This is a genomic window from Vineibacter terrae (assembly GCF_008039615.1).
Taxonomy (GTDB): domain Bacteria; phylum Pseudomonadota; class Alphaproteobacteria; order Reyranellales; family Reyranellaceae; genus Vineibacter; species Vineibacter terrae.
On the sequence record NZ_VDUZ01000070.1, the window covers coordinates 13286 to 31805 of the forward strand.

The 18520-nt window shown below is 69.2% G+C and carries 19 protein-coding genes; 6 read left to right on the forward strand and 13 right to left on the reverse strand.

What is annotated here, in order from left to right:
* Window positions 1-79 precede the first annotated feature (79 nt).
* Complete coding sequence (locus FHP25_RS37185) at window positions 80-970, forward strand: LysR family transcriptional regulator (RefSeq protein WP_147852062.1); 891 nt, start codon at window positions 80-82, stop codon at window positions 968-970.
* Here FHP25_RS37185 and FHP25_RS37190 read toward each other — a convergent pair.
* Genes FHP25_RS37190 through FHP25_RS42365 form a run of 3 tightly spaced genes read right to left on the reverse strand, consistent with a single transcriptional unit; the run spans window position 948 to window position 2238 of the window.
* Window positions 948-1325, reverse strand: a complete 378-nt coding sequence (locus FHP25_RS37190; protein ID WP_147852063.1) for an ArsC family reductase — start codon at window positions 1323-1325, stop codon at window positions 948-950. The genes FHP25_RS37185 and FHP25_RS37190 overlap by 23 nt on opposite strands.
* Before the next feature lie 12 nt (window positions 1326-1337).
* Window positions 1338-1811: a LysR substrate-binding domain-containing protein gene (locus tag FHP25_RS42360; protein WP_218578895.1), complete on the reverse strand. Its 474-nt coding sequence runs from the start codon at window positions 1809-1811 to the stop codon at window positions 1338-1340.
* A 10-nt stretch (window positions 1812-1821) separates the two neighbouring features.
* Window positions 1822-2238, reverse strand: coding sequence for a LysR family transcriptional regulator (locus FHP25_RS42365; protein WP_218578897.1), 417 nt, complete (start codon window positions 2236-2238; stop codon window positions 1822-1824).
* Between the two features lie 107 nt (window positions 2239-2345).
* On the opposite strand from FHP25_RS42365, the gene FHP25_RS37200 reads away from it, so the two are divergent.
* Both FHP25_RS37200 and FHP25_RS37205 read left to right on the forward strand, forming a co-directional pair.
* Window positions 2346-3599, forward strand: coding sequence for an MFS transporter (locus tag FHP25_RS37200; RefSeq protein WP_147852064.1), 1254 nt, complete (start codon window positions 2346-2348; stop codon window positions 3597-3599).
* Window positions 3596-5155 (forward strand): amidase, encoded by a 1560-nt coding sequence (locus FHP25_RS37205; protein ID WP_147852065.1) that lies wholly within the window; start codon window positions 3596-3598, stop codon window positions 5153-5155. Before FHP25_RS37200 ends, FHP25_RS37205 begins: the two co-directional genes overlap by 4 nt.
* A 12-nt stretch (window positions 5156-5167) precedes the next feature.
* Here FHP25_RS37205 and FHP25_RS37210 read toward each other — a convergent pair whose 3' ends face one another.
* From FHP25_RS37210 to FHP25_RS37255, 10 genes are all read right to left on the reverse strand, one after another.
* Window positions 5168-6151 (reverse strand): branched-chain amino acid ABC transporter permease, encoded by a 984-nt coding sequence (locus FHP25_RS37210; RefSeq protein WP_218578898.1) that lies wholly within the window; start codon window positions 6149-6151, stop codon window positions 5168-5170.
* On the reverse strand, window positions 6151-7062 hold the full coding sequence (locus FHP25_RS37215) for a branched-chain amino acid ABC transporter permease (RefSeq protein ID WP_231712617.1): 912 nt from the start codon (window positions 7060-7062) through the stop codon (window positions 6151-6153). Before FHP25_RS37215 ends, FHP25_RS37210 begins: the two co-directional genes overlap by 1 nt.
* A gap of 205 nt (window positions 7063-7267) precedes the next feature.
* The gene (locus tag FHP25_RS37220; RefSeq protein ID WP_178134076.1) at window positions 7268-8410 is read right to left on the reverse strand and encodes an ABC transporter substrate-binding protein; all 1143 of its coding nucleotides are present in this window, start codon (window positions 8408-8410) and stop codon (window positions 7268-7270) included.
* A gap of 10 nt (window positions 8411-8420) precedes the next feature.
* Window positions 8421-9170, reverse strand: coding sequence for an ABC transporter ATP-binding protein (locus FHP25_RS37225; RefSeq protein ID WP_147852068.1), 750 nt, complete (start codon window positions 9168-9170; stop codon window positions 8421-8423).
* Complete coding sequence (locus tag FHP25_RS37230; RefSeq protein WP_147852069.1) at window positions 9157-9936, reverse strand: ABC transporter ATP-binding protein; 780 nt, start codon at window positions 9934-9936, stop codon at window positions 9157-9159. The genes FHP25_RS37225 and FHP25_RS37230 overlap by 14 nt, the downstream gene beginning before the upstream one ends.
* Before the next feature lie 25 nt (window positions 9937-9961).
* The gene (locus tag FHP25_RS37235) at window positions 9962-11539 is read right to left on the reverse strand and encodes a class I adenylate-forming enzyme family protein (RefSeq protein WP_178134077.1); all 1578 of its coding nucleotides are present in this window, start codon (window positions 11537-11539) and stop codon (window positions 9962-9964) included.
* A 284-nt stretch (window positions 11540-11823) separates the two neighbouring features.
* Window positions 11824-12957 carry a thiolase family protein gene (locus tag FHP25_RS37240; RefSeq protein WP_147852071.1) on the reverse strand — a complete coding sequence of 378 codons (1134 nt, stop codon included), beginning with the start codon at window positions 12955-12957 and terminating at the stop codon, window positions 11824-11826.
* The gene (locus tag FHP25_RS37245) at window positions 12954-13406 is read right to left on the reverse strand and encodes a Zn-ribbon domain-containing OB-fold protein (RefSeq protein WP_147852072.1); all 453 of its coding nucleotides are present in this window, start codon (window positions 13404-13406) and stop codon (window positions 12954-12956) included. Before FHP25_RS37245 ends, FHP25_RS37240 begins: the two co-directional genes overlap by 4 nt.
* The gene (locus FHP25_RS37250) at window positions 13403-14176 is read right to left on the reverse strand and encodes an enoyl-CoA hydratase/isomerase family protein (RefSeq protein WP_147852073.1); all 774 of its coding nucleotides are present in this window, start codon (window positions 14174-14176) and stop codon (window positions 13403-13405) included. Before FHP25_RS37250 ends, FHP25_RS37245 begins: the two co-directional genes overlap by 4 nt.
* Window positions 14173-15210 (reverse strand): hotdog fold thioesterase, encoded by a 1038-nt coding sequence (locus FHP25_RS37255; protein WP_147852074.1) that lies wholly within the window; start codon window positions 15208-15210, stop codon window positions 14173-14175. The genes FHP25_RS37250 and FHP25_RS37255 overlap by 4 nt, the downstream gene beginning before the upstream one ends.
* Before the next feature lie 645 nt (window positions 15211-15855).
* Here FHP25_RS37255 and FHP25_RS37260 point away from each other — a divergent pair.
* The 3 genes from FHP25_RS37260 (at window position 15856) to FHP25_RS37270 (ending at window position 18435) form a co-directional block, all read left to right on the forward strand.
* Window positions 15856-16695 (forward strand): alpha/beta fold hydrolase, encoded by an 840-nt coding sequence (locus FHP25_RS37260; RefSeq protein ID WP_147852075.1) that lies wholly within the window; start codon window positions 15856-15858, stop codon window positions 16693-16695.
* A gap of 75 nt (window positions 16696-16770) precedes the next feature.
* A complete protein-coding gene (locus FHP25_RS37265; RefSeq protein WP_147852076.1) occupies window positions 16771-17646 on the forward strand; it encodes a TauD/TfdA dioxygenase family protein in 876 nt (291 codons plus the stop codon).
* A gap of 156 nt (window positions 17647-17802) precedes the next feature.
* Window positions 17803-18435 carry a metallophosphoesterase family protein gene (locus tag FHP25_RS37270; RefSeq protein ID WP_147852077.1) on the forward strand — a complete coding sequence of 211 codons (633 nt, stop codon included), beginning with the start codon at window positions 17803-17805 and terminating at the stop codon, window positions 18433-18435.
* Window positions 18436-18520 lie beyond the last annotated feature (85 nt).

Genomic DNA, 18520 nt, shown 5'->3' on the forward strand with positions numbered 1-18520 from the left:
CCAATCTGGGGGGCATGCCAGGAATAAAAAGCCGAATAATTTTGATGAGAACGTTCAAGATTTTCGGCATGTTGACCTTATGCAAGGTCCCGGCACACCGACTCTCGACCAGATCCAGGTCTTCCTCGCCGTGGTGGAGGCCGGCAGCTTCGCCGGTGCTGCCCGGCGGCTGGGGCGCGCCACGTCGGTGGTGAGCTACGCCATCGGCAATCTCGAGGCCCAGCTCGGGCTGGCGCTGTTCGACCGGCGAACCACCAGGAAGCCGCAGCTCACCGAAGCCGGCAGGGCGATCCTGGCCGATGCACGCACGGTGTCGCTGGGACTGGATGGCCTGCGGGCCAAGGCGCGCGGCCTGCTGTCGGGGCTGGAGGCGGAAGTGGCGTTGGCCGTCGATGTCATGCTGCCCACCGAGCGGCTGGTCGCGGCGCTGGAGGCGTTCCAGGCCGAATTCCCCACCGTGTCGCTGCGCCTGCAGGTCGAGGCCCTGGGCGCGGTGACGCAGCTTGTGCTCGACGGCACCGCGAGCGTCGGCGTGAGCGGGCCGCTGCCGCACAGGCTCGACGAGCTGTCGCGGCGCCGCATCGGCAGCGTCGAGCTGATTCCGGTCGCCGCGCCGCGGCACCGACTCGCCCATGCCGAGGGCCACCTGATCAGCGTGCTGGCACGCAACGAGCTGCAGCTCGTGCTCACGGACCGCTCGGCCCTGACGGCCGGCCAGGACATGGCCGTGCTCAGCGTGCGCACATGGCGGCTGGCGGATCTCGGCGCCAAGCACGCCCTGATCCTGGCCGGGCTGGGCTGGGGCAACATGCCCGAGCCGATGGTGCGCGCCGACATCGCCGCCGGCCGTCTGGTGCAGCTCACCCTGTGCGAGTGGGGCAGCAACACCTATCCCCTCGAGGCCGTCCACCGCATCGATCGGCCGCCCGGCCCGGCGGCCCGCTGGCTCATCGAGCGGCTGGCGGATTGACCAGCATTTTCTCGTAGTCCGCCGGCTTGAAGCCCACCAGCAGCTTGCCGGCGACGTCGAGCACCGGCCGCTTGATCATCGACGGCTGGTCGAGCATCAGCGCGATGGCCTTCCTGTCGTTTAGTCCGTCCTTGTCGGCGTCCGGCAGCTTGCGGAAGGTCGTGCCGGCGCGGTTGAGCAATGTTTCCCAGCCGACGTCGCGCGCCCAGGCCTCGAGCCGGCTGCGGTCGATGCCATCCGTCTTGTAGTCATGGAACACGTAGGGGATGCGGCGGCCGTCGAGCCAGGCGCGCGCCTTCTTCATCGTGTCGCAGTTCTTGATGCCGTAGATCGTCACGCCTCTTGCCGTCGCCATGAAAAGCACTCCTCACGTGTTGCGCGCGTCGGACAACGCGGCGCCGAGCATCCAGGCGCGGAACGCGGCCACTTTCGGGCGCTCGCGATGGGCGTCGGGATAGACGAGATAGTAGGCGAACGTCTCCAGCAGCGTGATGTCCGCGAGCTTCACGAGACGCCCGTCGGCGATGTCGCGTGCCACCAGCGCCGCCGGCAGCAATCCGGCGCCCTGCCCCGCCAGCACCGCCTGAAGCAGCAGGCCCGAATCGTCGAACGAGGGTCCGCGCGGCGCGCCGATGTCATCGATCCCTTGCGCCTGGAACCACAGATGCCAGCCCTTGCGCTCGCCGTCATGGATCTGCGGCCAGCGCGTCAGCGCCGCCGGGGCCGTCGGCAGCCCCAGCCTTGCCACCAGCGAGGGCGCCGCGACGGGCACGATCTCGACCGCCACGACGCGATCGCTGCGCAGGCCGGGGTAGCGGCCAAGGCCGTGGCGGACGGCCACGTCGACGCCATCACGCGAGAAATCGACCAGCGCATTTGCTGGTCACCACCTGAAGGTCGATGTCGGGGTGCGCTTCATGGAATTGCTCCAGGCGGGGCACCAGCCACGCCGTCGCGAAGAACGGCGTGACGCTCACGGTCAGGGTGCCGCCGTTGGCCGGCACCGCGATGCGCCGGGACGCGTCGGCGATCTGTCGGAACGCGTTGCGGATCGGCGGCAGATAGCCCTGCCCGGCATCGGTCAGGAAGATGCCGCGGTTCACGCGCTCGAACAGCTTCACCCCCAGATGCAGCTCGAGCGCCTTCACGAGCTGGCTGACGGCGCCCGGCGTCACGCACAGCTCCTGGGCGGCGTTCTTGACGGAGAGATGCCGCGCCGTGGCCTCGAAGGCGCGCAGCGCGTTCAGCGGCGGCAACCGGTCAGCCATTTAGATTTCCTAAATCGAAGAGCGCAGAACATCTGGTTTGTCGGTACCTGAAGCGCTGCCCATGTTCGCGCGAGATTAGCTGGTCTCTGCCACACGAGGAACAGCCCTTGCCCTATCCCGGTCCGTTCCGCGGCTGGCGCGTGGTCGCCGGCGCGTTCGCCGTCACCTTCGTGGGCTTCGGCAGCGCCTATACGTTCAGCGCCTTCGTCGAGGCCCTGCAGCACGACTTCGCCGCCTCGCGCGGCTCCGTCGCGCTGGTCTTCTCGCTCGCCGGCTTCCTCTACTTCGGCCTCGGGATCGTGAGCGGGCCGCTGGCCGACCGCTGGGGCTCGCGGCGCCTCGCCGTGATCGGGATGCTCCTGACGGGCGCCGGGCTGGCCGCCGCCAGCGCCGCGCAGAGCCTGGCGCAAGTCTACCTGGCATACGGACTGGGCGTCGGCCTGGGCGTCGGCTGCGCCTACGTCCCGGCCGTGGGTGCCGTGCAGCGATGGTTCGCGCGCCGCCGCGGGCTGGCGTCGGGCCTCGCCGTCAGCGGCATCGGCGTCGGGACGCTCGCGATGCCGCCGCTCGCGTCGGCCCTCATCAACGCCTTGGGATGGCGCGACGCCTATCTCGCGCTCGGCGTGCTGGCCGCCGTGGCCGGAGCCGGCATGGCCCTGCTGATCGAGAACGATCCGCGCGCGCAGGGCCTGGGCCCGGACGGCGATCCCCTCGACCTGCAGGCACCATCGGCCACCCCGCCCGGCGCGACGGTGCGCCAAGCGGTGCGGACCCGGGCATTCGCCGGCCTCTATGCCGCCTGCCTGATCGGCTCGTTCGGGGCCTTCATCCCGTTCGTCCACCTCGTGCCCTATGCGCTGGATCACGGCGTCGCCCCCGCGTCGGCCGTCCTGCTGCTGGGCGCCATCGGCGTCGGCAGCACGGCCGGGCGCTTCTTCCTGGGTGGCATGGCCGACCGGATGGGACGCGACGGCGCGCTGCTGGCGATGTTCCTGGGCATGGCGCTGGCGCTCGCCATCTGGGCGGTCGCGGCCGGGCCGTGGTCGCTGGCCGCCTTCGCGCTGCTGTACGGCGTGTTCTACGGCGGCTGGGTCGCGGTGCTGCCGGCAGTGGTCATGGACCGCTTCGGCGGACGCCATGTCAGCGGCATCATCGGCGTCCTCTACACCAGCGTCGCCTTCGGCACCCTGATCGGCCCCAGCGCCGCGGGCTTCGCCTTCGACCTCAGCCACAGCTACACGCTGCCGATCCTGGCCAGCATCATCGCCAACCTCGCCGCCGCCGCCATCCTCGCCGCCCCGGTATCGCGTGGCGGCGTCGAGGGGCTAAGATCGGCCGCACGCCAAGGGGAGCCGTCATGAACGCAGATGCATCGCCCGCCCGGGACCAGGCCGCCGTCGATCCGGTCGAGCTGACGGTGAGCGACGTGCAGGCCGGCTTCGCCAGCGGCGCCTTCACGTCCGAAGCCCTGACGCAGGCCTGCCTCGAGCGCATCGCGCGCCACAACCCGCGCTACGTCGCCCTCATCACGATGAACGAGGACGCCCTGCGCGACGCGCGCGCGGTCGACCGGCGGCGCGCCGCGGGCGAGGCGCTGGGGCCGCTGGCCGGCGTGCCGGTCGTTGTCAAGGACACGATGGACATGGCCGGCCTGCCCAGCACCGGCGGATGGCGGCTGCTGAGCGCGCGCGCCGGCGGCATCGACCTGATCCCGGCCACCGACTCGCCCGTGGTGGCGCGCCTGCGCGCGGCGGGCGCCGTGATCCTGGGCAAGACCAATGTCCCCATCCTCAGCGCCACCGGCAGCCACGCCAGCAACAGCTGGGCCGGCGTGACGCTCAACGCCGTCGTCCCCGACCGCCTGCCCGGCGGCAGCAGCGCCGGCACCGCCACGGCCGTGGCCGGCAGCCTCGCCGTCCTGGGCCTGGCGGAAGAAACCGGCGGCTCGATCCAGAACCCGGCCGCGGCGCAGGACCTGGTCGGCATCAAGCCCAGCTTCGCCCTGGTGCCCAACACGGGCGTGATGCCGCTGGCCGGCAGCACGCGCGACGTCGTCGGGCCGATCGCACGCTGCGTGCGCGATGCGGCGCTGACGCTCGACGTGCTGGCCGGCTTCACCCCGGAGGATCCCAAGACGGTGGCCGGCATCGGCTGCCGGCCCCGCGGCGGCTACACCAGCGGGCTCGACGCCACGGCGCTGCGCGGCAAGCGGCTGGGCCTCTACGGTCCGGGCTGGCGCGACCAGCCTCTGTCGCCCGACGCGGCGGCCCTCTACCGGCGCGCCATCGGCGAGCTGCAGGCGCGCGGCGCGACCGTGGTCGCCGACCCCTTCGCGGGCTCGGGCTTCGCCGCCATCGCGCGGCCGGTGGCCGGCACCGACTACGATCCGCGCGGCATGGAGTGCATCCCCTACGACATGGATCGCTACCTCAAGCGCATGGGCTCCGAGGCAGCGCTGGGCTCCTTCGAGGCGTTCGTGGCCGCGGTCGCGGCCGAGGACCCGTTCGCGCCGCAGGGCGTGCTGGCGCTCATGCCCACGCTCCCGGCATTCAACGCCGGCTTCGCCGATCCCCTGGCGCTGCCCGATCTTTCCGGCTTCATCGCCGCACGTGAGGCCTATCTCGCGGTCTTCGCCGAGGTGATGGCACGGCACCGGCTCGATGCGCTGGTGTTCCCGCAGATGCGCAGCGAGCTGCCGCCGCTCACCGGCTTCGACGTCGTGCAGGAGACCGCGGTGTGCGAGATCAACATCGCCGGCCTGCCCGGCGTGACGGTGCCGGCCGGCTACTACGCGTCCGGCGCGCCCTTCAGCCTGATCTTCATCGGCCCGATGTGGAGCGAGGCCACCCTGCTGGCGCTGGCCTTCGACTACGAAGGCGCGACGCGCCACCGCCGGCCGCCGACGCTCGACATGTGAGAGCGACGCGCCTCACGGCGCCTTGGGCCGGCTGGGCTTGCCGCGCAGCAGGTCGAAGGCCGCCACCTCGCCGATGATGCCCTTGGGCATCAGCAGGATCGAGAGGAAGAGGACGAGGCCGACCAGCACCATGCGCAGCTGGCCGAAGTCACGGCCCAGCTCGGGCAGGATGATGAGGATGATGGCGCCGAGCACGGCGCCCGGCAGGCTGCCCAGGCCGCCGACCACGACCATGGTGAGGATCAGGATCGACTCGGGCAGCCGGAACATGTCGGGGCTGATGAAGTTGGTGCTGTGCGCCAGCAGCGCGCCGGCGACGCCGGCCAGCGCCGTGCTGATGGCGAAGATCACCAGCTTCATCATGCCGACGTTCAGCCCCATGGCGCCGGCCGCCTGGTCGTCCTCGCGCAGCGCCCGCAGCGCGTTGCCGTACACGCTATGGCTGAGCCGGTGCACGACCCAGACGCACAGCAGGGTGACGACCGCCACCACGTAGTAGGACTGCAGCGGACTGCCGAGGTCGAAGCCCAGCACCCTGAAGCCGGGGATATCGCGCACGCCCATAGGGCCGCGCGTCAGATCGTACCAGTTGGTGATCACCAGGATGACGATCTCGCCGACGCTGAGCGTGGCCACGGCGAAGAAGATCCGCACCAGGCGGATGGTGGGGATCGCGACGAGGAAGCCGATGACGCCGGCCACCACGGCGCTGGCGACCAGGTTGACCGGCAGGTCGGTGCCGAAGCGCGTCGACAGCAGGGCCGCGGTGTACGCCCCGACGCCGTAGAAGGCGGCATGGCCCAGCGACAGCAGCCCGGCGACGCCGGACACCAGGTTGAGGCTGACCGACAGGATGACGAAGATCATCGTCAGCTGCGCCAGCCGGAACGGATAGCCCAGGCCGACCGCCGCCAGCACCGCCGGGATCACGCCCAGCACGACGGCGAGCAGCACGACGACACCATACGGACGCGCCATGGCGTTGAGCCGGTCCATCAGACGCGCTCCGCCTTGCGACCGAAGATACCGGCCGGGAAGAAGATCAGGGTCACCAGCAGGAAGACATAGGCGATCAGGTCGACCCAGCGCGTCGGCATGATCTCGGGCGCCAGGCTCTCGCTGAGCCCGATCAGCAGCGCGCACAGCACCGCCCCGGGGATGTTGTTGAGGCCGCCCATCAGCATGGCGATGAAGGCCTTCAGCGTCGGAGCGAAGCCCATGTAGGGGAAGATCGTGCCGTAGTAGAGGCCCACCATCAGGCCGGCCAGCGCCCCGAACGACGAGCCGATCATGAACGTCCAGACGATGACGCGGTCGGTGTTGATGCCGACATACAGCGCGCCGATCAGGTCGTCCGACAGCGCCCGGATCGAGAGGCCGATCTTGGTGCGGTAGAGCAGGAACTGCAGCAGCAGGAGCATGGCCGCGGCCATGCCGAAGATGTAGAAGTCGCCGGTGGTCAGGATGACCGGCCCGACCGCGATCGGGGTGTTCAGCATGGCGCCCGAGGGGATCGGCTGCATGTCGCCGCCGAAGCGCAGCTCGGCGAGCTCGCGCACGAGGATGCCGACGGCCAGCGACGACATCAGGGTCGCCTCGCGCAGCGCGCGGGATTTCAGCGATGCCTCGTCGCGCGCCCGCCGCAGCGGCCGGAACGCGATGCGCTCCAGGCCGAAGCCGAGAAAGGCGCCGACGGCGGCGACGAGGAACACCACCGCCATGAACGGCGGCGCGAAGGCCTGGATGATGACGAGGCCGGCGAAGGCGCCCAGCATGTAGACTTCGGAATGCGCGAAGTTCACCGCGTTGAGCACGCCGAAGATCAGGGTGAAGCCGATGGCGATCAGCGCGTAGCACAGGCCAAGGCTGAGCCCGTTGGCGATGCCCTGGAGAAGCACGGCGTCCATGATCATCCTGTCCCGGTTGCTTTGCGTTCAGAGTAGGCTGTCCCTCCCCCGGAGGGGCAGGGCATTCGCATATGCCCCTACCGTCATCCCGAGCGTAGCGAGGGATCTCCCGCGAATTGCGCACCGTGCGCCCTGCCGCAGGAGATCCCTCGCTGGCGCTCGGGATGACATGCCCGGAGGGGGAAGGATTAAGTCGGTGTCGCGGCTACTTCTTCGAGGGCAGGAAGACCACCTTGCCGTCCTTGACCTGGACCTTGGTGATCTCGTCGCGCGTGACCTCGCGGGTCGCGGGGTCGATCGACATCGGCCCGTTGGCGCCGGAGTAGCGGCCGGTGGCCGCCAGCGCGTCGCGCACCGCGGCGCGGGTCGGCGACGGGCCGGCCTTGCCGATGGCGTTCATCACCAGCGACGCGGCGTCGTAGCCATAGGCCGACCAGACGTCGGGGATCTTGTCGTACTTCGACTGGAATTCCTTCACGAAGGCCTGCACCTCCGGCGTCTGGCGCGTCGGGTTGAAGATGCTCATGGAGTACATGCCCTCGAAGGCATCGTCGGCCAGCTTCAGCGAGCGCTGCGTCAGGCCGACACCCGAATCGACGACGGCGATGCCGGTCATGCCCAGCTGCTTGCGCTGCTTCATGAAGTTGGCCGCCTCCTCCTCGAGCATCGCGATGTAGATCGCGTCCGGCGGCGAGCGGCGCAGCTTGTTGAGGATGCCGCGGAAATCTGTCGTGCCCTCGTTGTAGATCTCGTGGGTGGTGAGCTCGCCGCCGATCTTCTTCAGGTGCGCAATGAAGGTGTTGCCGACGCTGACGCCCCAGTCCGTCTGCACCTGGATGACGGCGACCTTCTTCTTGCCGAGGTCCTTGACGGCGAAGTCCGCCATCGGCTCGACGTAGACCGGCACCGTCTCGCTGGCCCGGAACATCCACTTGTTCATCTTCGTCAGCTCGGGATGCGAGGCCGACGGCGTGATCTGGATCAGGCCGGCCTTGGCGTAGGTCTCGGCGGCGGCCATGGTGGTGGTCGAGCTGAAGTCGCTGATCACCGCCAGCACGGCGGCGTTGTCGGCCAGCTTCTGGCCGATGCTCACGGTCTCCTTGGCATCGCCCTTGCTGTCGTTGCAGGCGAGCTCGAAGCGGGCGCCGGCAATGGTCTTGCGCTCGTTGTAGTGCTCGATCGCCATGTCGATGCCGCGCTTGATCGGCTCGCCGAAGCCGACCAGCCGGCCCGACAGCGGCAGCGAGCAGCCGATGGTGTAGGTCTTGTCCTGAGCCGCGGCGCCGCCGGCCCAGGACGCCGCCAGGACCAGCCCGACGGCCGCGAGTGTGTTCTTCCCAAGAAGCATCGCTATCCTCCTAAGCGCGCGCATCGTCGTCTGGTGCACGATGTCGCTGAGACTGGCCCCCCAGATAGGCCGCGACGATCCGCTCGTCGGCTTTCAAGGCCTCGGGCGCGCCCTCGAACGAGACGCGGCCGCCCTCCATCACATAGGCGTAGTCGGCGATGCGCAGCGCGGCGCTGGCGTTCTGCTCGACCAGCAGGATGGCGGTGCCGCTGCCCCTGATGTCCTGCAGCAGGCCGAAGATCGTGCGCACCACCATCGGCGCCAGCCCCAGCGACGGCTCGTCGAGCATCAGCAGCTTGGGCCGCGCCATCAGGGCGCGGCCGATGCACAGCATCTGCTGCTCGCCACCCGACAGCGAGCCGCCCTTCTGCCTCAGCCGCTCGCGCAGGATCGGGAACAGGCCGCAGACGCGGTCGATGCTCTCGCGCAGCTCGCCGGGCGGACGCGAGATCGCGCCGATGCGCAGGTTCTCCTCCACCGTCATGGAGCCGAAGATGTGGCGGCCCTCCGGCGCCTGCGAGACCCCGGCGCGCACGATCTCGTGCGACGGCAGGTTGGTGATGTCCACGCCATCGACCCGCACCGTGCCCTGGGCGCCGCGGTAGACGCCGCCGATGGTGCGCATCAGCGTGGTCTTGCCGACGCCGTTGGCGCCCAGGATGCAGACGATGCCGTCGGCCGCCACCGTCACGTTGACGCCCTTGAGGATCTCCTGGCCGCCGATCGGCAGATGCAGGTCGCGGACCTCAAGCGCCGTCATCGCTGGCTCCCAGATAGGCCTGGCGGACGGTGGCGTCCTCCTGCACCTCGGCAGGCGAGCCGTCGGCGATCTTGCGCCCGGCCGCCAGCACGACGACGCGGCGGCAGACGCCCATCACCAGCGCCATGTCGTGCTCGACCAGCAGGATGGTGGCGCCGCCGGCGTTGAGGCTGCGGATCAGCCCGGCCAGCTCCGCCGTCTCGGAGTCGTTGAGGCCGGCGGCCGGCTCGTCGAGGATCAGCAGCTCCGGCGCGGTGGCAAGCGCGCGTGCGATCTCGAGATACCGCCGGCGGCCATAGGACAGGTTGGCCGCCAGCTCGCCGGCGCGGTCGGCCAGCCCGACGGTGTCCAGCGCCTCCCAGGTCTTGCGGATGATCGCCTGAGCGCGCGACTGCCCGACGCCCGGCACCAGCGCGCGCCAGGCGGGAAAGCCGATATGGCCCAGCGCGCCCACCGACACGTTGTCGAACACGGTCATGTTGGGAAAGACGCGCAGGTTCTGGAACGTGCGGCCGATGCCCAGGCGCGCGATGCGGTGCGTGCTGAGCCGCACGATCGGCTTGCCCTTCCAGAAGACCTGGCCTTCCGACGGCGGCGTGAAGCCGCTGATGACGTTGAACAACGTCGTCTTGCCGGCCCCGTTGGGGCCGATCACGCCCGTGATCTCGCCGGCCTGCACCGTCATGTTGACGTTGGCGATGGCGGTCACGCCGCCATAGCGGCGCGCGACGTCGCGCACATCGAGCAGTGGCGCGGCACCGGTCATCGGCGATCGCCCGTTGCCTCTATGGTCATTGCGTGGTCCCCAACGGCGCTTGTCTGTTTTCCTGGTCGCGCAGCGCGCGACGCATGATCTTTCCGACCGGGCTTGTGGGCAGGCTGTCGACGAACGTGACGCTGCGCGGCTTCTTGTAGCTGGCCAGATGGTTGCGGCAAAGGTCGATCAGGTCATCAGCCGAGACGTCCGAGTTCTTGCGACGGACGACATAGGCCTTGATCGTTTCGCCCCATTCCGCATCAGGCGAGCCGACCACCGCACATTGCTCGACCGCGGGGTGGAGGTACAGGACGTCTTCTACCTCCTTGGGATAGACATTGAAAGCGCCGGTGATGATCAGGTCCTTCTTGCGGTCGGCGAGGTAGAGGAAGCCGTCCTTGTCGCGCCGCGCCATGTCGCCGCTGCGGATCCAGCCATCGATCAGTGTCTCGGCGGTCTCCTTCGGCAACCGCCAGTAGCCGGCCATGTTGTTGACCGAGCGGATCGCGATCTCGCCGACCTCGCCCGGCCCGACCTCGGCGCCGTCGTCGTCGAGCAGCCTGATCTCCATGGTCACGACCTCGCGGCCGCAGGAGCCCAGCCGCGGGCCGCATTCGGTCTCCCTGACGACATGCTCCAGCGGCCGCATGATGGTGGTGATCACGGGCGCCTCGGAGAGCGTGTAGACCTGCAGGAAGATGTTGCCGTAGCGCGCGATCGCCTGCTCCAGCAGCGGCACCGGCATGGGCGCCGACGAGTACATGAACATGCGCAACTGCGAGACGTCGGCGCTGCCGTCATCCTCGCGCAGAAGTCGGTGGATCATCGTCGGCACCATGTAGACACGGGTGACGCGATGATGCGCGAGATCGTGCAGGACCGCTTTCGGGTCGAAGCGTTCGCGAAGGATCTGGGTTGCGCCGGCAGCATAGTAGGCCGGCCACGCATAGTTCATGCCATGCGAGAGGTGCCCCAGGTGCAGGGCGATGTCGTCGTGGTCCAGCGCCAGCTCGCGCAGCTGGTCCAGCGCGATCGCCAGCAGGCTGCGCTCGGTATGCACCACGCCCTTGGGGCGGCCGGTGGTGCCGCCGGTGTAGCGGATCACGGCCGGGTCGTCGGCGCCGTAGCGCGCCGGCGGCGGCCCCTGCTCGCCCGCGGCCACGATCGCCTCGTAGCGTTCGGCGCCCGCGACATCGGCGCCGACCACGATGACCGAGCGCAGCGACGGGATGTCCGCCATGCGCGGCGCGATCGACCGCGCATAGGCCTCATCGCAGATCAGCGCGGTCGGCTCGCAGTCCTTCAGCGCGTACATCACCTCGTTGACATGGAAGCGGATGTTGAGCGGCACCTTGACCATGCCGCCGCGCAGGACGGCCAGCTCGACGACGATGAAGGGAATGCTGTTGGGCAGGATGAGCGCGACGCGATCGCCATGCCGGCAGCCGACCTCGACCAGCCGCCGCAGCAGCCGTCCGGCCGACACCTCGAGCCCGGCGAACGTCGCCTGGCCGGTGTCGTCGATCAGCGCGGTGTGATCCGGCCAGCGCGTGCGCGCGAAGTCGAACAGGCGATAGAGCGACACACCGTCGGGGGTCGTGAGGTCAGGCATGGGATCAAACAGTGTGATGGCAGGGCAATCGCATATGGTGTAACGCCGCGCTGCCGCCCTTTCCGTCATCCCGAGCGCGTGTGATTTTAATCTTCCCCCGGAGGGGGAAGGTGGCGCGAAGCGCCGGAAGGGGGATGTTGCAACAGATTCGATGTAGCTGATGGACACTGAATTCGTTCGAACATCCCCCATCCGCCCCTTTCGGGGCACCTTCCCCCTCCGGGGGAAGGATTAAATCACAAGCTCCGAGCGCAGCGAGGGATGACGGAAAGGGGGTCATGCCGTCAGTCCCGGGCGAGCAGCGTGACGCAGGTGGCGCCAGCCTCCAGGCCGGTGCCGCCCTGGCTGTGCGCCAGGGCGATGCGCGCGCCCTCGACCTGGCGGCCGGTGGCGGCGCCGCGCAGCTGCCAGGTGAGCTCGACGAACTGCGCCACGCCGGTCGCGCCCAGCGGATGGCTCTTGGCGAGCAGGCCGCCGGAAAGGTTCACCGGCGTGCGACCGCCGAGCGTGGTCTCCTCGTCCATCACCAGCCGGGTCGCCTCGCCCTTGGCGCAGAGGCCGAGCCCCTCGTAGTGCAGGAACTCGCCGACCGTGAAGGCGTCATGCAGCTCGATCACGTCGACATCCTCGGGGCCCAGGCCGGCGCCGTCATAGGCGATGCGCGCCGCCGCCCGGGTGGCGCCGAAGCTCGTCAGGTCGCGCGGCTCCTTGTCGGCCATGATCGAGGCCAGGCCCGATGACAGGATCCGAACGCCGGCAGCGCCGCGGCGGCGCACCCAGTCGTCGGAGGCCAGCACCACCGCCGCCGCACCCGAGCCGTTGCGGCAGCATTGCAGCAAGGTCAGCGGCTCGGCGATCGGGCGTGATTGCATCACCTCCTCGAGGCTCACCGTGTCGCGGAAGCGCGCGTTGGGATTGCGCGCCGCGTGCGCCCGGCTCTTCACCGCGATGCGGGCAAAGGCTTCGGGGCTGGTGCCGAACTCGTGCATGTGGCGGTTGCCGGCCAGCGCGTATTGCGCCGGCGCCGTGCTGCCGAGCGCCAGCTCGACATCGGCCGAGACGAAGCTGATGAGGCCGCGCCCCATCTTCTCGGCGCCGATCGCCAGGGCGACGTCGCACTGCCCTGTCCCGATCGCAAGCCAGGCGTCGCGCACCGCGGTGGAGCCGCCGGCGCAGGCGTTCTCGACGTTGATGACCATGATTTCGGGAAACGCCAGCTCGCGCAGCACGCGCTGGCCGAACACCTCGCCCTGGTAGAGATGCGCGGTGTAGGCCGCCTGGATGTCCGTGCGCTCCAGGCCGCCGTCGCGCATGGCGGCAATTACCGCCTCGCGCGCCAGCGACTCGACGGAACGGTCATCATGCTTGTCGAAGCTGGTGAGCCCGACGCCGACAATACGCACCGGCCGCAGGTTCATGGCGCATCTCCTTCCGGCTGCGGCCCCGACGACGTGGCCCCGGCCGCGACGTAGAGCGGACCGCTGAGCATCCTGCCGTCCTTGCCCTTGCGGATCGGCGCGACCTGCAGGACGACGTCGCCGCCGATCGCCGGTCGCGCCGCGCCCAGGCCGATATGCGCGAAGGCGCGCAGGCCCTCGGGCAGGTCGACATAGCCGGCGAGGAACGGCGCATCGAAGCCCTCGGGGACCTGATGCACCAGGGTGGCGCTGTAGAGACGGCCGGTACGGCCGATCGGCACCGCTTCCATGCCGCCGCTCGACCAGCACCGGGCGCAGACGTCGCGCAGGCCCAGGCTCACGGCGCCACACGAGGCGCAGCGCCCACCGACGAGATAGGCTCCGGCCGCGTCGGCGCCCATCAGCCCCGGCCAGATCTGATCGACGAGATCGATGGCTGGCGCGCTCATGCCCGGGCCTTCTCGACAAAGTTGTCGAGGCCGGCTTGCGCCGCCCCCGATTCCATCACCAGCGCCGCCATGGCGCGCTCGATCCGCAGTCCGGTCTCGAGCGAGCCGTTGAGCCCGGCGGCCACCGCTTCGAGCGTGTAGCGCACGGCGATGGGCGAACGCTGGGCGATGCGCCTGGCCAGCGCGATCGCGTTGGCCAGCATGTCGGCCTTGGGCCAGACCTGGCTCACCAGGCCGAGCCGCAAGGCACCCGCCGCATCGAGGGAATCGCCGGTCAGCAGCAGCTCGTAGGCGGCGCTGAGCGGGATCAGGCGCGGCAGCCGCTGCGTGCCGCCGGCGCCCGGCAGATGGTCGTGGCGGATCTCGGTCTGGCCGAACTGGGCGCCATCGCCGCACACCCGGATATGGCAGGCCATCGCCAGCTCCGTGCCGCCGCCATAGGCGTAGCCGTTGACGGCCGCGATGACCGGCTTGGTCAGCCGCTCGATGCGGCCCAGCACGTCCTGCCAGATGCGCATGTCCAGGTCGCAGGCGATCAGCGACGGCGACTGGCGCATCTCGGCCATGTCGCCGCCGGCCGAGAACGCGATGTCGCCGGCGCCCGTGATGATCACGACCCGCACGGCGGCATCGGCCTCGGCGGCGTCGACGGCCACGCCCAGGGCGCGCATCGTCGCGGTGTCGATGGCGTTGCGCACCCGCGGGCGGTTGATGGTGATGATGCGGACTGAATCATCCATCCGCGTCGTGATGGTGTCCGTGGCGCTCATGCAGCCTCCTTGCGGCGAATTCCAGAGAGGACGAGCTGGATGATGCCGGCCTCGACATTGGGCAGCCCGTGGCGGCGCAGCGCGACGCGGCGGATCGCCCAGGCCTCGCACAGGCTTTCGATCAGGTGCGCCGCCATCGCCGGGTCGATCGGCACGAACTCGCCGGCCTTCACGCCGTCGTCGATGATGGTGCTGAACCGGGCCAGGAACCTGTTCCACTCGGCGTGCACGCGGTTGCGCACCGGCGGCTGCAGCACCGCCGTCTCGCGCGTGATCAGCCGCAGCGCCGAGCGATGCTGCTCGCTGCTGCGCACCAGCGCCGCGATCGCGGCCTGCAGCCGCGCGCCGGCAGTCTCCTCCCCTTCGGTCGCCGCATCGAGCACGACGTTCAAGGACTGGAAGCACTCGACGCAGATCAGGAACAGGAGCTCGTCCTTGCTGCGCACGTACTGGTACATGGTCGGCACGTGCATGCCGGCAGCGGCGGCGATCTCCTTCATCGTGGCGCTGGCGAAGCCGCGCGCGCCCATGACCTTGGCGCCGGCCTTGAGGATCGCGGCACGCCGCTCCTCGGCGATCGCGGTGCGCGGCTCGGCGCCTGTCTCGGCCGGCCCGGCCGCGTCCGCGACCGGCTCGCCCGACGCGCCCTGGGCCACCAGCTGCGTCAGGGTGACGATGGCGATCCGGTTGCCGTCGGCGTCGGCAAGGATGGTCTGCCAGATCATGGTGGTGCTGCCGATATGCAGGGGCACGCACTCGCCCCGCACGATTCCCGGCCCGCAGCCGCGCAGGAAGCTGGTCCGGGACTCGATCGTCGTTGCCGTGCAGCCCGCCGGCAGGCTGGCGGCGGCGCCCTGCGCGCCGAGCGCGCCGGCGAAGCTCATCAGGGCGCCCTCATGGGCCACCCCGGCCGCGTTCAGGTGCGGCGCGGCGATCTCCATCTCGCCGGTGACCCGGTCGCGCGCCACCGAGGTGACGACAAATCCGGGCAGGCCATGCAGGCCCGATGAGGGAGGCAGCGGTTCGCCAAGCATGGCCGTCACATTACTGAATGTTCAGTAATAGTCAACGGAAGACATCCCCCGCCAGAGGGCGGCGGCGTCTGAGGCACAATTGTCGACAATCGGAAGATCGTTGCTCGCCAAAAATACCAGAAAAGATATTTGGCAGTTCTATCAAACACTTGCGGCGAATGCGGCGTTGTTTGGAAACTGCCAGGAATGGGCCGGCTATTGCCGGAGACATTGAACTGCGCATCGATCGATGCCCTCGTGTGGCTGGGCGTGGGAAGGTGCTGCGGAAGGTGGCTTGCTCCGTGTCGTGGAGCTGGCGGGGCCGAGTCTCTCGGCGGCGAGTCCTGGGAGAACGTCCCCGGTGGCGGGGACGCGGGCGCCCTCATCCTTGTATATTATTCTCTACAAAAGATCAATATACTTGACGATCAATCCCCAGGCGATCGCATATGCAGCCGTTCTCCCTCGCCCCGCGGCAGCGGGGAGAGGGAGGGGCCCATCGCGCAGCGATGGGAGGGTGAGGGGCACGAGCGATCAGTCCTATTTTTTGCCGCATGGCTTGGTCGTTCCGCCCCCTCACCTTCCCATGCCTTCGGCATGGGCCCCTTCCTCTCCCCGCTCGCGGGGAGAGGAGACAACAGCAGAACGGGACCGAGCAGGCGGGACATGGGAAGCATCAAGACAGCGGACGGGCGCAATCTGGCATGGTCCGAATGGGGAGACCCGCAGGCGCGCCCGGTGATCTTCTGCCCTGGCGCCGGGATGGCGGGATCGCTTCCCTTCGGACAGGGCGTGGCAGCGCGGCTCAGGCTGCGGGTCATCTCGGTCGACCGTCCCGGCTTGGGCGGCTCCGACCCGGACTTGGACAAGAGCTTCGACAGCTGGTCGCGGGACATCCGCGCGCTGCTTGCGCATCTGGATGCACCGCCCGCGCCTGCAATCGGCTTTTCCCAAGGCGCCCCGTTCGCGCTCGCGCTTGGCGCGGCCGGTGTCGCGGATTGCGTCTCGCTCGTCTCCGGCCAGGATGAACTGTCGCACCCTGCGATACATGGCCTGCTGCCCGAACCTGTCGCCGTGATGGTGCGCCGCGCGGCAACGGATCCCCTCGGCCTGGAGGCCGAGATCGCCGCCACAGCCACGGCCGACTGGCTTTGGCATATGATCGAGTCGATGAGCGGCGAACAAGATCGCAGCTTCTATGCTAGCGATGCCTTCGCGCCGGCCTACCGCGCCGCCCTGGCCGCAGGCTTCCGCCGGGGCGCGGCCGGATACGCACGCGACACCGTCCTTGCGATGGCTCCCTGGCCGTTCCAGATCGAGCGCCTCACCTGCCCGGTGCACATCTGGTACGGCCTCGAGGACACCAGCCCGGTTCATTCGCCCGATTTCGGGTCGGCGCTTTCGAGGCGCATCGGCGCGGCAAGGCTCACCCGGTTCGAGAATGAGGGAAGCGCGATCCTGTGGACCAGGGCGGACGATATCCTGAATGCGCTGGCCACGGCTTGAGCACGAAAATCCGTGTTGGTTGTCGTGCGGACTTCAATCAGGATGCCCCACCCGTTCTCCACGGAGGGAGCACCCATGACCGTCACCATCACGCCGCTCACGCCCGTGTTCGCCGGCGAAGTGGGCGCGATCGACCTGCGCCGGGTGCATGATCGCGAATCGCTGGAGGCGATCCGCTCCGGCATGGACAAATACGCCGTGCTGGTGTTCCGCGATCAGAATTTCACCGACCAGGAGCAGCTCGACTTCGCTCAACGTTTCGACGGCACGCTGCACGCCCGTACGTCCTCCTCGGCCATCGGCAGCAACCGGTTCGGCAACGAGGCGCTGGCCGACGTCTCCAACGTCGACCATGAAGGCAAGATCCGGGCCGCGAACAACCGAATGCGCGCCTCCTCGCTCGCCAACCGCCTGTGGCACACCGATGCCTCGTTCGTCGATCCGCCGGGCCGCTACTCGATGCTGTCGGCGCGGGTGGTGCCGCCGGTGCGGGCCGATACGGAGTTCGCCGACATGCGCGCCGCCTACGATGCGCTCGACGCGGAAACCCGCGCCGCGATCGAAGGGCTGCGCGTCTATCATTCCATCGTCTATTCGCGCCACGTCCTCGGCTTCGACTTCAACGAGGACGAGCGGGAGAAGCTGAAGGGCGCCGTCCATCCGCTGGTGCGCACGATCCCGGGCTCCGGCCGCCGCGCGCTCTATCTCGCCTCGCACGCCGCCCATATCGTCGACTGGCAGGTGCCGGAGGGCCGGCTGCTGCTGCGCGACCTGATCGACCACGCCACGCAGCCGCAATTCATCTATCGCCACATCTGGCGGCCGCATGATTTCGTGATCTGGGACAATCGCTGCACCATGCATCGCGCCCGGCCGTTCGACGACAAGACCCACCGCCGCGAGCTGCGCCGCACCACGACGCTCGACCTGCCGCTGCCGGCTTCAGCCTAGAGCGGGTCACGTTGTGATGGTCATCCTGCGGTGGCCAGATCAGACTGTCATCCCGAGCGCAGCGAGGGATCTCCCGAGGATGGAGACTCCATTTCCAGGAGATCCCTCGCTGCGCTCGGGATGACAGCGTGACCCAACCACCAGCAGTGGCCGCCGGTGATCAATCGATGCGGAACGTCAATCAAACCAGAGGCCTCCGTTGAAGCTCGGCATCGTCTCCGACCTGCACTGCAACATCGATGGCCTCGACCGGGCCCTGCAGACCATGGGCCCATCGATGCGCTGCTGTGTCTGGGCGACAGCATCTCGGAGTATAAATTCTCGAACGCCGTGATCGGCCGCCTGCGCGCGCTCGACGCGTTCACCATCCTGGGCAATCACGAGGAGGTCTTCCTCGGCGCGGCCGGCGGGCGGGCGCGTTCCCGGCCGGAGATCGACCGCCCATCCCTCGATTGGCTCGCCGGGCAGCCGCATCGGCGCGAGCTGCGGATCGGCGGCAAGCGCATCCTGATGGTGCACTCGACGCCGTGGGAGCCGCGCGGCAGCTATGTGCGGCCCACCAGCGCCGAGCTGCAGCGCTTTGGCGAGGCCGACGCCGACATCGTGCTCTACGGCCATACGCACCAGCAGGTGGTCCGTCGCGTCGGCCGGGTCCTGGTGGTCAACCCCGGCTCGGCCGGTGATGGCCGCGACCCGCGCAACGGCCGGCAGTTGAGCTGCGCCGTGCTGGACACGGTGACGGAGGAGGTCATCCTGCGCGATTTCCCGGCGCTGCCTATCGGTCAATAGCCCGAGCGTCGATAAAGCCTCAGTTGAAATTTTGCCGCTGCCGGCGGCCGAAGGTCGGCGCTACGGTTTCTTCTTCTGCCGTTCG